The sequence below is a fragment of the Methylobacterium guangdongense genome, assembly GCF_038442355.1.
Lineage (GTDB): Bacteria > Pseudomonadota > Alphaproteobacteria > Rhizobiales > Beijerinckiaceae > Methylobacterium > Methylobacterium guangdongense.
On sequence record NZ_JBBXMX010000006.1, the window covers coordinates 114,272 to 128,524 of the forward strand.

Below are 14,253 nucleotides of genomic sequence, written 5' to 3' on the forward strand. Positions count from 1 at the left end.
AACGGCGATGGTGGTGGCCTTCTACCGCCATTCGAGCCGGAAGGCCGAGATCATCGCGGTTCGGGACGCTCGCCCGCTTCCGCAAAGGTCGATGCCCCGGGGGGCCTCGCCACCGCGTCGGGGTCTCCGAGTAGGCGCCGCCCCGACGCGATGACCTGAAGGACCTGCCGGTCCCCGCCGGATGCCACTTCCAGGTTCCGCAGGCGCTCGATGAGGTTCGGCGGCGCGGCCGCGCGGTCCGCCAGTCCCGCTTCCACCAGGGCGGTCACCACCCGCTCCAGCCGGCCGAACGTCCGCCCTTCGTAGGCCGGCCTGCGCCGTTGTCTCGTCCCCTCGTCCGGACGGGCCGGTTCCCTCCGCGCGCCGTTCCGCGGCCGGCGACGAAAGGCATCGGGGGCGTCGGGAGCCATGGTGTTCGCGCCTCAGGCCGGGATCGAAGCTGCGCCCGTGCCCGCCGCGCCATCGGTTACCCGCGCGGTGCCGCGGGGCGTCGCGGCCGGATGGGGCAGGCGCGCGCCGAACTCCAGGGATGAGCCGTCGTAGCCCTCGTACCAGGCCCGGCGCTCGCGGGACTCGCTCGGGTAGGGGCAGGCGTCCCGCGGGCGGCCGAGGGTGCGGGCACGGGCCCCCAACTTGATGACATCCATGATCATCGTCGCTTGTCTCTCCGCTGTCTCGAAGGCTGTCGTGACGGCATCGAGGTGCGCCCGGATCGGGGGCGCGACAAGCGGATCTGCGCGAACGTGCCGTTCTCACCGACACCTGTCAGGCTCGTCCCGACACCGCGGGGATGATGCGGGCCTTGACCGTTGCCGGGCCGCACGGCCGCCGGGGGCCGGTCACGTCCGGGGGAGCGCCGGCGCGGCGCCGGCGCTCCCCCGGACGTTCAGGTGCTCTTCTTGTCGTACTTGAACGCGGGCGCGGTCTTCAACGCGTCCTGGTCCGCATCCACCATGGCCTTGAGGCTGCCGTCGGTGCGGTGGAGGAAGATCGAGGACGGGTCGACCAGCACGTAGCGCTCGCCCATCCCGAGGAAGCCGCCGACGCTGACCACGACGCCGGAGACCGTCTTGCCATCGTCGATGACGAGATCCTCGATCTGGCCGACAGTCGCGTTCTGCGTGTTGTAGAGGGTCTTGCCGACGAGCTTCGAGGCGGTCACCTCGGCCGGCTTGGCGGTGACGAACTTGATCTTGGCCGTCGCCGTGTCGGCCATCGTCATGCCGCCCGATCCGGTCGAGCCTGCCGCGGCCCCGTTCGCGGTCGCCGGCATCGCGGTGCCGGCCGGCGGGGTCTTCATCGGGCTGGTCTGGGCGTCGGGCGCTGGTTGCGCCGCCTTGTCCTGGGCGAGCGCGGGCCCGGCGAGAAGGGTGCTGGCGAGGAGGGCGCTGGCTGCGAGGTTCTTCATCGGTCTCACCTGTCGCGGTTGGCGTGGTTCGATCCCGGACCGCCGTCGGGCCGGCCGACGGCGGGAGGCCGGGGATGAGCGGGGAGCCCGGCGCGAGGCCGTCGTTCCCCCTCGTGAAGGGTCAGTAGCCGCAGGTGCAGTCGGAGCGACGGGCCCGGTAGCCGTAGCCGACCGGCGCGTAGCCGTAGCCGCCGTAGCCGTAGCCGTAGCGACCGCCGTAGCTGCCGTAATAGGCCGGCCGGGCGGCCGTCGCGGCGAGGCCGAGCCCGAGGCCGGCTGCCAGCCCCAGGCCGCGGGAGCCGCGACGGTAGCCGTAGCGCCGTCCGTAGCCGTAGCGCGCGCCGCCGATACCGAGGCGGCGGTACCCGCCCAAGCGGCGGCGATAGCCGCGGACACCGATCGACCGGTGTCCGCGGAAGCCGTGGCGGGCACCGCGGAAGCCGCCCTGATGACCGGCGAATCCGCCGTGGTGGAAGCCGTGGCCCCGACCGAAGGGGCGTGCCTCGCTCGACGGCGAGAACAGCATGAGGCTCGATACGGCCGCGAGGGCGAGGGCGAGTCGTTTCATCGGGATCAACTCCGTGATGACGGTTGCGATGGCCGTTGCAGGCCGCGTGCGGGGGCAGGGCGACGGCGAGAGGCTGGACGTCCCCCGGACCCGTCCGGTTGTCGGCGTCGGGCCGATCGAGGCGGGGAGGGGGCCTGGGCTGGGTCAGCCCTCTCCTGCTCGACCCGTGATGTGTGGCGCGGGCGGCGGATCCGCAGTCAGAGAAGCCCGCAACCCTGTCGGGCCAACCCTGACACCGCCTCGGCACGCGGTCCGGGGGCGGGTTGCCGTCGCGCGTGCCCTCGACGAAAGCTTGGGCGTACGACGCACACGAGGGGGCGGCATGAGGATATCGCTGGCGCGGACGAAGCGCCTCGCCAAGGCCTGGCGCAGGCCCGGCCGGCCGTCAGGGCCGGCGTGCCCCGGCCGGCTCGCGGAGCGCAGGCAGGAGACCTGCGGGGGACGCTCGGTGGAGGACTGGGCCCGCTATGGCGGCGGTCTCGTCCCGTCCGATGAGGGCGGGGCATCCGTGGCGAACGATCCCGCGTGGAACGGTCTCCGCAGCCGGTAGGGCGGACAGGGCGCGTCGCGATCGTCCCGGTGGGGGCGGCCGGCTCGGCGAACGCGTCTCGTGTCCGGGCCGCGATGGCCCATCGGGCGAGCTCGGTGCCCCGGCCGGCGAACGTTGCGGGGTTCCGGCATTCGCAAACCATCCCACGCAGGGTTGGCGGCCCGTCGACGGAGGGCCGCTCCCGACGCGCTTCGAGGATGGTCGGCGTCGCGTCCCCCGGCTCGGGTCATGCGGCCGCCGCGACGAGCACGCCCCGGAGCTGATCGTCCAGGCCCGCCGCGACGGCGTCGACGTCCGGATCCCCGAACTGACCGAAGGTGGCGACCGGGCGGTCGTACTCGAACGCGACGCCGCCCTCGGCATCCTCGCGCAGCAGCACCCGGATCGGCGCATACAGGGCGGCCGAGAGGACGTGCCGGGTCATCCGCGCGGCCGTCAGCGGGTTGCCGATATCGTACTGGATGGCCTTGCGGGTCAGCCCGGCGGTGAGCAGCAGGCCGCCATGATCCCGGGCGCCGAAGATCGAGAGCGGCGCCTGCCGCTCCAGGAGCGCCCGCGCCGCGTCCACCTTCCCGTCGCGCAGGAACTCGGCGTAGGCGTGGTCGAGGGGAGGCACCGAAGCCTCCAGGGCGGACCGCACCGCCTCGAAGGTGTTGGACGAGCGGAGCGTCACGTGCTCGATCGTGATCCGGGTCGACGCAATCTGTTCGGACACGGGCTGGAACATGGGCTGGAACATGGGCTGGAACATGGGCTGGAACGCCTCGGTTCGTTCGGTGTCTGCGATGGGCCGGCCGTTTCCCCTCGTCGTGGCGGGAGCTGCCCGGCCCGGGTGGTGAAGGCCGCGGGCCTTCAGCGGATGGCCGAGACCCTCGTCTCCGCCGTCCGCCCGAGGATGATGTCGGCCCAGGCCTGAGGGCGCTCCAGGGCGCTGAAGTGCCCCGTCCGTTCGAGGGTGATGACCTCAGGCGCAGGGATCGCGGCCGCGACGCCCGCGCGGTCCCGGGGGGACGCCCAGTCCTTGTCGCCCCAGACGAGCGTGACCGGCGCGGTGATCGCCCGATAGCGGGCGCGGGCGGCGACGAAGCTCGGAAGCGCCTTGAGCAGCGTCCGCGACGCCCTGCTGTAGCCGGCCCGCCCGCCGACCCGGGCATACTCGTCCAGGAGATCGGAGGGCAGGCTGCGCGGGTCGTGGAAGCCCCCGTTCATGATGCCGCCGGTGATGGCGCGGTTCTCCAGGGCGGCGAAGACCTTGCCGACGATCGGCGCCCGCACGCTCTTGATGATGATCGCGGCCAGGAGGTTCGACCGCTCCAGGCCCGGCAGGTAGTCGTAGGTGTTGAAGGCGAAGACCCGCTCGACCGCATCACCGAGCTCCGCGGCGAGCGAGAGCGACAGCGTCGCCCCGATGGACTCGCCCGCGAGGATCGGGCGCGCGATGCCGAGGGTGGCGATGAATTCCCGCAGGGCGGCGCGGAGGGTGGGCTCGTCCTTCGGGGCGTCCGGGTTCAGGTCCGACCAGCCGAAGCCCGGCAGGTCGAGGGCATAGACCGTGAAGCGGGGCGCCAGCAGCGGGATCACGCGCTGGAACAGGTCCAGCTGGGTGCGCACGGTGTGGGTCAGGACCAGGTTCGGTCCGCTGCCCATGCGGACGTACCGGATGCGGGTCCCGTCCCGCAGGGTCGTGCTGGCGACTGCGCCGGAGGGGAGCCAGCGGCGGGTGTAGGCCTGCGCTTCCTGGCCGAGGGCGGTGACGGACTGAGCGGTCATGACGGTCGGGTTCCTGAGCGACGGGTCCGCGTGCGGTGGTGCCCACGCCTGTTGCGATGGAACCTAGACGTCCGCCGGCATATCCCATATGTCGAAGATCCACCTTTTTCGGACATTCGACGCGGGGTCCGTCATGCCGGCCATCGGTGTCGTCCTGTTCCCCGGGTTCCAAATCATGAATTTGGCGCCCCTGACGGTTTTCGAGTTTGCCAACCTGGAACGCGGCGACGCCTTCTACGACGTGACGTTCCTGTCCGAGGCGGGCGGGCTGATCAGAACCTCGATCGGCCTCGTCATCGAGACGGAGCCCTTCTCCGGCCGGCGCTTCGATACGGTCCTCGTCGTGGGCTCGATCCAGGTCGCCCCGTCGGCCCCCGGCCTGATCGACCGGTTGCGCGAGACGGCGGCCACCGCGCGCCGGGTCGCCGCGACCTGCACGGGGGCGTTCCTCCTGGCCGAGGCGGGGCTGCTCGACGGCCGGAAGGCCGCCACCCACTGGGCCCACGCCCGCGCGCTGCGGCGGCTCCATCCGTCGGTCATGGTCGACGACGACCGGATCTTCGTCTCGGACGGCAACGTCTGGACCTCGGCCGGCATGACGGCGGGGATCGACCTCGCGCTGGCCTTGGTCGAGGATGATCTGGGGGCCGGGATGTCGAAGGGCATCGCGCGGAAGCTCGTCGTCTATCACCGCCGGACGGGCGGCCAGTCGCAGTTCTCTGCCCTGCTGGACCTTCAGCCGCGCTCGGACCGGATCCAGAAGGTTCTGGCCTACGCAAGGGGCAACCTGAGGAACGCGCTCTCCGTGGAGGAACTGGCCGAGGCCGCCCGCCTGAGCCCGCGCCAGTTCAGCCGGATCTTCCGGGAGGAGACCGGCCAATCCCCCGCGAAGGCCGTCGAGAACCTCCGCCTGGACGCCGCCCGGACGATGCTGGAGGACGGCCGGCATTCGCTGGATACGGTGGCCCAGGAGACGGGCTTCGCCGACCGGGAACGGATGCGCAGGGCCTTCCTGCGGGCGTTCGGTCAGCCCCCCCAGGTCATCAAGCGGAATGCCCGTCACCACGAGGCCGTCCCGATCACTTGATCCGTCGACGCCACGTCTCGCAATGAGCGCCGCCGGCGTGCGCGGACAGGGCGGCCGCCGCGTTCCGGCGCTGGTGCGCTGGGACCGGGCGCCAGCGGCGGGCCCCGCGGCGGAACCGTTCAAGGCGCCCGCCGTGTTTCCGGCCGCCGACCAGAACCGCAACATCGATTCCTCCGGAAGCCGACGCGTTGGCGCGTAGACCAGTCAGACAGACCCTAGTGCCGAACCCCCGCCTGCACGCGGTGGAGCGTGTTGCCCATCGCGACCGCGCGGATCCCGACGATCGCTCTCCGCGCTGTGCCGCCCTGCGTCGTGAGGTGCAGCAGGCGCTCGACGCATGCCGTGAGGGCCGTGCCGGCGCGTCATCCGGCGTGGCGATCAGCAGTCCGGCTTCGCGCATGGGGTCGACCGCCTCGCCGAGACGGGCAGGCGGGAACAATCCGTGGGCGTAGATGTGCGCCAGATCGTGCGCGGCCAAGGCATCCAGGACGCCCGACGCGACCGCCTCCTCGCCTGCGATAACGGGAAGGTCGCCGAAGTGGCGGATCAAGGGGGCGACCGACGCGGCGAAGCAGGCAGAGTGGAGGGCGGGGTCGACCGCGTCGCTGGTCGGCACGAACACCCCCGCCGCGTCCTCAGGTCGCCACGGATCGGCTGCCGCAATGCGGCGGAGATCCTGTAGGGAAGCCACCCGGCTGAAGGTTAGGCGCCGCGCCGCCGGTTCTCCGCGCAAGTCCAGGTAGTGGATAGGCACTTAGTGAAGCGGATAATCAAGCGCGGAGGCGATGTGGTCGCCGTCTTGGATGCGGCCGTCCGCGAACGCAGCCTCTAATGGTTCCATCAGGCGGGCGAGTTCCTGGCGCGGTGAACGGTCCCGCGGGAAAAACCGATTGTGCCATTCATCGGGCGCGACGCGGGCTGCGAGGACGTGAAGGCGTTCTGGGGCCAGCTCGAGCCGTTCGACGGTGAGGGTGCAGTCGGCCGTGCGCAGGGCTACGAACGCAACATCCTCGAAGACGGAGGCGGAAAAATAGTGGACGCCGGCAAGGTCGGGAGCGTCCTTCGACTCAGGGTTTGCCTCCACCACGGCCAGCCCGCGCCGGAACTCAAGGGCTCGGAAGGCGGTCTCAGCTTGACCGAAAGCGTGGGCGTGGGACGCCAGCCTGGGTATCAGGGTCCGGAACGTGCCCGATAGGAGGGATCGCGCGACCGGGGTCGGCAGCTCCGGCCGCAGAGCCTCGATCCGCTGGAACGCCGAGGCGAAAGCCCCGAACGCCGTCCATCCGTTCCGCTGCCTCTCCGCGACGAGCCCTTCTGTCCAGAGCGCCATCAAAGCGCCGTAGCGATCGCCGTGAGCGTCCGACCATTCGACAGCCGACCGGGTCTCAAGGGCCGACCGGGCGAGTTCCTCGGCGGTCGGCGCCCGCAAACCAACGATCATCGCCGCCCGATTCACCATGTGACGGTTGTCGTGCAAGGTCCGCTTGCGCGTGCGCGCGAAACTCTGGACGGCGCGCGCCGCTTGCTGATGCTCGAAGAGGGCGCGATGAATGACGTCGTCGCGCTCCGCCAGAGGGATTTCGCCGGCGAGCGCCGCGGCGACTGCGCGCTTCGCCTCGTCCATCTTGGAGAAGAGGCTGGCCAAGGCAGCCCGGTCTTGGCCGTCAAGGTTCAGGCCGGCGTAGCTTTGCTTGAAGTCTTCATCGACCTTCGACTGGGCAACCAGCCACGAGGTGAGCAATTCACGGGCCGTGTCGCTCCACGAGAACCGCTTCGCGGGCTCCAGCAGGGCGGCGTCCGGATGGTCAGGTACCAACGACCTGAGCATTCGCTCGAGTTCTTCGAGGCGTGTGGCAGACGTGCGCTCCTCCCGGTCGCGCCGTCGCAAGAGCTCCAACGCCTCCGCGACCCGGCAGCCGCAGATCAGCGCCTCCATGCGGATGTCGGTCAGCCACGCTTCGAACTCGTCGGGACGATTGAGATACTGATGGCGCTTAGCCTCGTTGCAGAGGGCGAGCGCTTCGTCGAGCTTGCCGCATTGCAGGGCCGCGTGCGCGACGGCGGAAAAGCTGCTCCGGACGAGCTTAGGGTGGAAGAGCGGATCAATGAGCTTCGCAGCGATGTGCCGGTCAAACAGCACCCGGCTGTAGACGTTCCACAACTCCAAGCCGGCTTCCGGATTCACCGAATAGGCGAGTTCGAGCAGGACGCGTGAAATACCGAGGAGACGGCGCGCCGGCGTCTCGTGGACCAGGTTTGCTACCGCCTCCTTCCAGCGCGTGGGAGACGGGGGCAGTAGTTCGAGCAGAGCGCGCGCGACGTCGACGTCGCCGGAAACGACGAAGCGCCCGAGTCTGTCGACGGTAAGCCCGTCCATCCTGACATCCGCAAGCCCGGACCCGCGCGGGGCCGATCGAGCTAATCTGTCATGCCTATGCTTCCTTGTCTCGTTTCATTGGTCCGAGAAGTGTTCGACGTGACACATTCATTCTTCGCGGGCGCCGCCGTCACGGTGTTGACCCTATACCCAAGTGCTCCGGGACACACTCGCTCGCCTCGAAGAGCGTCAATGCCGCCTCGTCAGCCGTGGCATCGAGCAGGCGGTCGATGTCCTTCAGCTCGGCCGCCACGGCCTTGAGCCCTTTCAAGGAAACCGAGTCTAATACCAATCGACGGTGAGGCTGACTCACGGGGTATCGTTGCGGTTCTGGATCTGATTCGATGAGGTGAACCGGAGGGTTTGCCATGTCATCTGCGGTGCGGCTGCGTGAGGACTTCACGGCCGACGATCTGCGGCGGCACGCCAAGGTCAGCCGGGATGCGGGCCAGAGCCGTCGTCTTCTGGCTCTGGCTGAGATCTACGACGGCGGCAGCCGGACCGATGCGGCGCGGATCGGGGCGGTGGGCCTGCAGACGGTGCGCGACTGGGTGCTGGCCTTCAACGCGGATGGTCCGGCGGGGCTGATCGACCGCAAGGCGCCGGGCCAGAAGCCGAAGCTGGACGCGGCACAGTGCCAAGCCCTGATGCAGATCGTCGCGAGCGGGCCGGACCCGGACCGGCACGGCGTGGTGCGTTGGCGGCTGAAGGATCTGGCAGCCTGGGTCTACGCGAGCTTCGGCGTCAGCCTGGACGAGAGCACACTCGGACGGCTGATCAATCGCCTCGGCTTCCGCAAGCTGTCGGTGCGCCCGCGCCACCACGAGCAGGATCCGGCTGCGCTCACCGCGTTCAAAAAAACCTCCCACCACCGTGATGGCGATCTGCGCGGGGCTACCAGCCGGAACGGCCATCGAGGTCTGGTGGCAAGACGAAGCGCGCGTCGGCCAGAAGAACAGCCTACCGCGACGATGGGCACGCCGTGGGACACGACCCTCGGCACCCAAGGACCAGCGCACGGCCTACGCCTACATCCCTCATCCTGAGCTTGTCGAAGGACGGGGCGATCTGCCCGGAGAAGGGCAAGGGTGCCGGTCTCGTCCTCCCCCGCTGCGGCAGCGAGGCGATGACCTTGCATCTGGCCGAGATCAGCCGCTCCGTCGCGCCCCGCGCGCATGCCGTGCTGATGCTCGACGGTGCAGGCTGGCACGGCGCTCACGACGTCATCGTGCCGGCCAACATCACCCTGCTGACGCTGCCGCCCTGCGCGCCTGAACTCAACCCGCTCGATCCTTCGACAAGCTCAGGATGAGGACGTCTGGCAGTTCATCCGCGACAACTGGCTCGGCGACCGGATCTTCGCCTCCTACGACGACATCGTCGACCAGTGCTGCCACGCCTGGAACAGGCTCGTCGATCAACCGTGGAAGATCATGTCCCTTGGCCTGCGCACATGGGCCTACAGGTTATGATCACCGCCGATTGGTATAAGGTGGGGCGCAGGGGGATGGACGATACAGGCCTGAACCCTTGCGTCGGGAGAAACCGCCCGGACCGCATCGAGGCCATAGCGTCAAGCCCACGTCAGAATGCTCGAAGCACCTCAAAAATCCATCGATGCGGACAGCAAGACGGTTCTTGGTGTACCCTGGCTGAGGATGCCGCGGCCGGTCGTGGCCCAATAGTTCTCACCTGTCACGTTGACGACATTCGCTCGCAGGGTCAACGGACGCTCCTGGATCGTGGTGGTGTAGCGCAGCCCAAGATCCAGTGTAGCCCAATCTGGAATTTTTTGACTATCGGAAAGATCGTAGTACTGCTTTGAGGTGTAGATCACCCGGGCTGTCAATGCCAAGCCGGGGATAAAGTATTGAGGCAAATCGTACTCGCCATAGAGGTTGAGCTGCAGGTCCGGCACGCCGACCGCGACTCGGCCCACGTTGCGCGGATCCTGAGCCCGGACCTGCACGCCGTCGAGCAGGCTGACGCCACCGAGGAGGCGGATACCGGGTGTCGGCTCGCCGAACACTGTGAGTTCGACGCCGCGGTTGCGCTGACGCCCATCGACCGAGAACACGAGGGTGCGGGCGTCGAGGAAGCCGAAGGGCTGCTCGATCTCGAACGCCGCGAATCCGACACCGACGGTCCCGAAATCGTATTTTGCGCCCACCTCGGTCTGCCGGGAGACCGCGGCCGGAAAGGCGCTGGAGGCGTTGACGGCGTTCACCGGCGGGGCCGGCGAGGTCAGTCCCTCGACGTAGTTGGCGTAGAGTGAAAGCCGCTCCCACGGCTTCACCACAAGTCCGATACCAGGGGAGAAGGCGCCGCTCTCGCTGGCGCCGATGCGAAAGCCCGAGACCGGAGAGTAGGACTTCACGTCGAGGCCCTGCCAACGACCACCGAGGGTGAGCAGCACGCGGTCGTCGAGAATCGACAGGGTGTCGGCGATGGCGATGCTCCGGTTGATGCGGCTCGAGGTGCGCGGCGTCGCGTTCGAGAGACCAGCGGTCGAGCGGGGCGCGACAGTGACCGGATCGTACAGGTTCGACACGATGGTCGAGCCGACATTCTGCGCCGGCGGTTGGGCGAGATCCTGCCAGAACCCGACCGCGGCAAGGCCGAAGCTGTGCTTGACCGGCCCCGTCTCGAAAGTGCCGCGCAGACCTGCCTCGGCCGTCTGGTTGACGATGTGGAACGGCAGATAGCTGACGGGATCGCGATAGTCGCCGCGCGTGTTGAAGATGGTCAAGACGCCGCCGAGATATTCCTGGCGGAAGTTCGAGCGGCCGTAGGCACCGTACACGGTGAGGTCCGGACTCAGATCGTATTCGATGCGCGTGGCGATTTGCTGGTTGGCGCTGTCGCGGTACTCCCAGGGCTGATGCTGGTTTAGCCTCAGATCAGGCGCGCGCGGAATGCGCACACCTGCTGCGACGCTACGGTTGCGGAGCGGCGCGATGAAGTCGAGTTCCTGATAACCGAGGTCGAGGCTCGCACGGACGCGCTCGCCGCGATAGTCGAGGGCGAGGGCGGCAACGCCGAAGTGGATGGTCTGATTGTCGATCGGCGTGTTGCCATTGTTGAAGGCGCCGTTGAAACGAATGCCCCACTCCTTCGCCTCGCCGAACCGGCGGCCGATGTCCACGGCCTTGTAGACCTGGGCATCGGATCCATAGCCGAGCGTTGCCCGGGTGAGCGGTTGGTCTTCGGCCCGCTTCGGGATCAGGTTGATGATGCCGCCGATATTGCCGAAGGGCGGAACGCCCGAGAGCAGCGTCGAGGGGCCACGGAGCACTTCGACGCGCTCGATCGGCTCGATCGCCGGATTGAAGGCGTCGGCGACGCCGAACAAGCCGTTGAAGCCGATGTCTTGGGCGAAGACCGGGAAGCCGCGGATGAAGAAGCCCAAGATACCGGAGAAAGCCGGCACGTTGGTGCGGATAGATGGGTCGTTGTTGACCACATCCTGCACGTTGCGCGCCTGCTGATCGCGAATAAGCTTTTCTGTGTAGCTGGTCGAGCTGAAGGGCTGATCGAAGATATTGCGATTGCCGAGCAGACCGAGCCGCGAGCCTGAGCCGACGTCGCCGCCGGAAAAAGCCGGCGGTGGCGGCCCCACGACTGCGTTCCGGTTGGTCGGCAAAGGCTGACCGTTACCACGCGCCTCCACCGAAATCTCGTCGAGCCGGATCTCCTCCCGCGCGACCGCTCCGGCAACGAGGCAGGGAACCGTCAGCGTGGCGAGACCGAGGCTCGTCCCGACCCGCCGACAGGCACTGAGGCGAAAGTGTCGGACGCGCGACATGCAAATACAACTCCAGCTTGATGTGCCGGAGAGACGGCGCTCCGCAGCAACGACAGCATCCCCAGGATCTGCTCCGAATGTCTCCACAGGTGCAACATCTCAGACTCGCAGTTTATCGCATGAGCAGACGCTTGTTGCTCATACAGCACGCTCTAGAAATAGAACATTTCTAGATGATTCATCTGGATCTTGGCTTTGACGATGGTCGCGTCGACATCTTCCACAGCTTCGGCTCCCCCCCGGCATTCGCCCAGGCCTGAGACGACTCGGCCGCGGACGCGACCCTGACCCCCGCCCGGATGGTCAACGCCCTGGAAAGAGAGAAACAATCCCCCGAACAATTGAATTTTTCTACAAACAAATCCGCTGCCAGACCGTGTATTTGTTCTAATTACATTTCTTTTATTTAGCCAAAGCCGCAAAAACACTTGCAAGAAGACGGCCGTCGGCTATGTCCAATGCGGATTGGCCCTGCATCTTCTGTGTGGGTGGCGGATGTTCAGGCTTGCCTACGCCGCCAGTGCTTTTCGACGGTCCAAGAGACTGTGGGACGTTACACATGCATTCATTACTCGAAGTCCGCGTCGGCAACACGCCGCTCGTACCTCTGGACAGGATGTTCCCCCCGGACATCGTCCCCGTCTTCGCCAAGCTGGAGATGCTCAACATTGGCGGCAGCGTGAAGGATCGCACCGCGCACTACATGGTCTCCCAAGCCATCGCCGCCGGGCGGCTCACGCGACAGAGCCATCTGGTCGAGAGCTCGTCGGGCAACCTCGCGATCGCGCTGGCGATGATTGCGCAGCGCTTCAGCATTTCCTTCACGGCCGTTGTCGATCCGAATATTGCGCCGACGAACCGGCGGCTCATCGAAGCCTTCGGCGGGAAGATCGATTTGGTGACGGAGAAGGACGAGGAGGGTGGCTACCTGCACACCCGCGTGCGACGGGTGGCGGACTTGTCCCGCACCATCCCCGGCGCCGTCTGGCTCAACCAGTATGCCAATCCCGATAATTGGCGTGCGCACTATCACGGCATCGGCGCCGAGATCGTGCGCGACATGCCGGTGGAGCCGACGCATGTCGTGGCAGCCGTCTCGACGTGTGGGACCTTGATGGGCCTCGCACGCCGCCTGCGTGAGCGCTGGCCCCGCATCGAGGTCGTGGCCGTCGATCTCGATGGGTCCGTCATCTTCGGCGCGCCGGGCGGACGGCGGGACATTCCCGGCATCGGAGCCAGTCGCGTCCCGGAGCAGCTCGCCCTGCCCGAGGTCGATGCGGTGGTGTACGCGACGGACTGGGAATCCGCGCTCGGCTGCCGCAGGTTGGTGGAGACCCAGGGCATCCTCGCGGGCGGCTCCTCCGGCACCGTCGTCGCGGCGATCGCGAAGCTGATCCCGCACCTCGACCGAGGCGCGCGCATCGTGACGCTGCTTCCCGATCGGGGCGAGCGCTATCTCGACACGGTCTACGATCCGGATTGGCCCGCCGCCGACCGGCGCACGACCAAATCCTTCGAGGCCTCCTATCGGCGCCTGCTGTCGCGGCCCGAAGCCGCCTGACGCCAGCCTTCCCACGCCGTGCGTCCGCGCGCAGCGGACGCGGCCTCATGGTCGCGCGGCCTGACCGCCAGGCGGCGCTTTGTCGAACGACAACGCTAAGGATCACCATCATGGGCTCGACCCGCCTGCGCTACCTGTCGCGCACCGATATCGCCGCAATCGGAGGAGAACACTCGGATCTCTACATGGCAGCCGTCGAGGACGGCTTCCGCCTGCACGCGGCGGGCGACTTCGTCCAACCGCTGAAGCCGTACCTGCGCAGCCCCCGCTCGACCCACATCGCCGATCGGATCATCGCCATGCCGGCCTGGATCGGCGGCGAGCGGCCAGCCGCCGGCCTCAAGTGGATCGGCTCGAAGCACGACAATCCGGCCGCGCGCGGCCTCGAACGAGCCAGTGCCCTGATCGTGCTCAACGATCCCGAGTCCAACTATCCGGTCGCGGTCCTGGAGGCGGGCCTCATCAGCGCCATGCGCACCGCGGCCGTGACCGGGATCGCCGTCCGCCATCTCGCGCGACCGGATTTCTCGGAGGTCGCGCTCATCGGCTGCGGCCCGATCGCCGCGCGGCAGGCCCAGACTCTGGCTGAGCAGTTCCCGGGCCTGACCCGGCTGCGGCTGTTCGATCTGCGCGAGAGCGCGGCTGAGGACCTCGCCGCGCGCCTGCGCGACAGCTTTCCGCGCCTGAAGACCGTCATCGCGGCGAGCGCGGAGGCGGCGGTGCGCGAATGCCCCGTCGTCGTCACCTGCACGGTGACCGACCGCCCCTACCTGCCCTTCCACTGGCTCAGCCCCGGGACGTTGCTCGCCAACGTCTCGATCATGGATATCGAGCGCGACGTCTTTCTCGAGGCCGACAAGGTCGTCGTGGACGACTGGGATCAGTGCAACCGCGAGAAGAAGATCATCAATCTCCTCGTCGAGGCAGGCGAGTTCTCGCGCGAGAAACTGCACGCCGAACTCGGTGAGATCGTGGTCGGGCGCAAACCCGGGCGGGAGAACGAGCGCGAGATCATCCTGCTCAACCCGATGGGCATGGCGATCGACGACATCGCCTGCGCCCGCGCCGTCCTGCGCCGGGCAGAGGAGAGAGGTGCAGGTACCGTGCTGCCGTTGTTCTGAGGACCG

The 14,253-nt window shown here is 68.0% G+C and carries 12 protein-coding genes and 1 pseudogene; 5 read left to right on the forward strand and 8 right to left on the reverse strand.

Translation table 11 applies throughout. The features are described 5' to 3' along the window. Positions 1 to 50: 50 nt before the first annotated feature. The 4 genes from AAHG09_RS13960 to AAHG09_RS13975 all read right to left on the reverse strand — a co-directional run bounded on the left by AAHG09_RS13960 (position 51) and on the right by AAHG09_RS13975 (position 1,976). The gene (locus AAHG09_RS13960) at positions 51 to 269 is read right to left on the reverse strand and encodes a hypothetical protein (protein WP_342107917.1); all 219 of its coding nucleotides are present in this window, start codon (positions 267 to 269) and stop codon (positions 51 to 53) included. A 153-nt stretch (positions 270 to 422) separates the two neighbouring features. After that, positions 423 to 653: a ribosome modulation factor gene (locus tag AAHG09_RS13965; protein ID WP_342107918.1), complete on the reverse strand. Its 231-nt coding sequence runs from the start codon at positions 651 to 653 to the stop codon at positions 423 to 425. A gap of 233 nt (positions 654 to 886) precedes the next feature. After that, a complete protein-coding gene (locus AAHG09_RS13970) occupies positions 887 to 1,408 on the reverse strand; it encodes a PRC-barrel domain-containing protein (protein WP_342107919.1) in 522 nt (173 codons plus the stop codon). A 121-nt stretch (positions 1,409 to 1,529) separates the two neighbouring features. Next, positions 1,530 to 1,976, reverse strand: coding sequence for a hypothetical protein (locus tag AAHG09_RS13975; protein ID WP_342107920.1), 447 nt, complete (start codon positions 1,974 to 1,976; stop codon positions 1,530 to 1,532). A gap of 322 nt (positions 1,977 to 2,298) precedes the next feature. Here AAHG09_RS13975 and AAHG09_RS13980 point away from each other — a divergent pair, with 322 nt between their 5' ends. Then, positions 2,299 to 2,526, forward strand: a complete 228-nt coding sequence (locus AAHG09_RS13980; RefSeq protein ID WP_342107921.1) for a hypothetical protein — start codon at positions 2,299 to 2,301, stop codon at positions 2,524 to 2,526. A gap of 226 nt (positions 2,527 to 2,752) precedes the next feature. Here the strand turns inward: AAHG09_RS13980 and AAHG09_RS13985 are convergent, their stop codons facing one another. Together AAHG09_RS13985 and AAHG09_RS13990 are read right to left on the reverse strand one after the other, a co-directional pair. Then, a complete protein-coding gene (locus AAHG09_RS13985) occupies positions 2,753 to 3,277 on the reverse strand; it encodes a DUF302 domain-containing protein (RefSeq protein ID WP_342107922.1) in 525 nt (174 codons plus the stop codon). A gap of 101 nt (positions 3,278 to 3,378) precedes the next feature. Beyond that, positions 3,379 to 4,296 (reverse strand): alpha/beta fold hydrolase, encoded by a 918-nt coding sequence (locus AAHG09_RS13990; protein WP_342107923.1) that lies wholly within the window; start codon positions 4,294 to 4,296, stop codon positions 3,379 to 3,381. A 133-nt stretch (positions 4,297 to 4,429) separates the two neighbouring features. Here AAHG09_RS13990 and AAHG09_RS13995 point away from each other — a divergent pair, with 133 nt between their 5' ends. Further along, positions 4,430 to 5,383 (forward strand): GlxA family transcriptional regulator, encoded by a 954-nt coding sequence (locus AAHG09_RS13995; RefSeq protein ID WP_342107924.1) that lies wholly within the window; start codon positions 4,430 to 4,432, stop codon positions 5,381 to 5,383. Positions 5,384 to 6,137: 754 nt separating this feature from the next. On the opposite strand, the gene AAHG09_RS14000 is transcribed toward AAHG09_RS13995, so the two are convergent. Beyond that, positions 6,138 to 7,760 carry a hypothetical protein gene (locus tag AAHG09_RS14000; protein ID WP_342107925.1) on the reverse strand — a complete coding sequence of 541 codons (1,623 nt, stop codon included), beginning with the start codon at positions 7,758 to 7,760 and terminating at the stop codon, positions 6,138 to 6,140. A 368-nt stretch (positions 7,761 to 8,128) separates the two neighbouring features. On the opposite strand from AAHG09_RS14000, the pseudogene AAHG09_RS14005 reads away from it, so the two are divergent. Then, positions 8,129 to 9,232 (forward strand): annotated as a pseudogene (locus AAHG09_RS14005) (IS630 family transposase). A gap of 131 nt (positions 9,233 to 9,363) precedes the next feature. Here AAHG09_RS14005 and AAHG09_RS14010 read toward each other — a convergent pair. Beyond that, positions 9,364 to 11,565: a TonB-dependent receptor gene (locus AAHG09_RS14010; protein WP_342107927.1), complete on the reverse strand. Its 2,202-nt coding sequence runs from the start codon at positions 11,563 to 11,565 to the stop codon at positions 9,364 to 9,366. Between the two features lie 451 nt (positions 11,566 to 12,016). On the opposite strand from AAHG09_RS14010, the gene sbnA reads away from it, so the two are divergent. Then, on the forward strand, positions 12,017 to 13,126 hold the full coding sequence (sbnA, locus tag AAHG09_RS14015; protein ID WP_342107929.1) for a 2,3-diaminopropionate biosynthesis protein SbnA: 1,110 nt from the start codon (positions 12,017 to 12,019) through the stop codon (positions 13,124 to 13,126). A gap of 110 nt (positions 13,127 to 13,236) precedes the next feature. Then, positions 13,237 to 14,247: a 2,3-diaminopropionate biosynthesis protein SbnB gene (gene sbnB, locus AAHG09_RS14020; RefSeq protein ID WP_342107930.1), complete on the forward strand. Its 1,011-nt coding sequence runs from the start codon at positions 13,237 to 13,239 to the stop codon at positions 14,245 to 14,247. Positions 14,248 to 14,253 lie beyond the last annotated feature (6 nt).

Coding starts and splice junctions, on each gene's coding strand:
- AAHG09_RS13965 (WP_342107918.1), bottom strand. CDS start 653: ATGATCATGGATGTCATCAAGTTGGGGGCCCGTGCCCGCACCCTCGGC.
- AAHG09_RS13970 (WP_342107919.1), bottom strand. CDS start 1,408: ATGAAGAACCTCGCAGCCAGCGCCCTCCTCGCCAGCACCCTTCTCGCC.
- AAHG09_RS13975 (WP_342107920.1), bottom strand. CDS start 1,976: ATGAAACGACTCGCCCTCGCCCTCGCGGCCGTATCGAGCCTCATGCTG.
- AAHG09_RS13980 (WP_342107921.1), top strand. CDS start 2,299: ATGAGGATATCGCTGGCGCGGACGAAGCGCCTCGCCAAGGCCTGGCGC.
- AAHG09_RS13985 (WP_342107922.1), bottom strand. CDS start 3,277: ATGTTCCAGCCCATGTTCCAGCCCATGTTCCAGCCCGTGTCCGAACAG.
- AAHG09_RS13990 (WP_342107923.1), bottom strand. CDS start 4,296: ATGACCGCTCAGTCCGTCACCGCCCTCGGCCAGGAAGCGCAGGCCTAC.
- AAHG09_RS13995 (WP_342107924.1), top strand. CDS start 4,430: ATGCCGGCCATCGGTGTCGTCCTGTTCCCCGGGTTCCAAATCATGAAT.
- AAHG09_RS14000 (WP_342107925.1), bottom strand. CDS start 7,760: ATGGACGGGCTTACCGTCGACAGACTCGGGCGCTTCGTCGTTTCCGGC.
- AAHG09_RS14010 (WP_342107927.1), bottom strand. CDS start 11,565: ATGTCGCGCGTCCGACACTTTCGCCTCAGTGCCTGTCGGCGGGTCGGG.
- sbnA (WP_342107929.1), top strand. CDS start 12,017: ATGTCCAATGCGGATTGGCCCTGCATCTTCTGTGTGGGTGGCGGATGT.
- sbnB (WP_342107930.1), top strand. CDS start 13,237: ATGGGCTCGACCCGCCTGCGCTACCTGTCGCGCACCGATATCGCCGCA.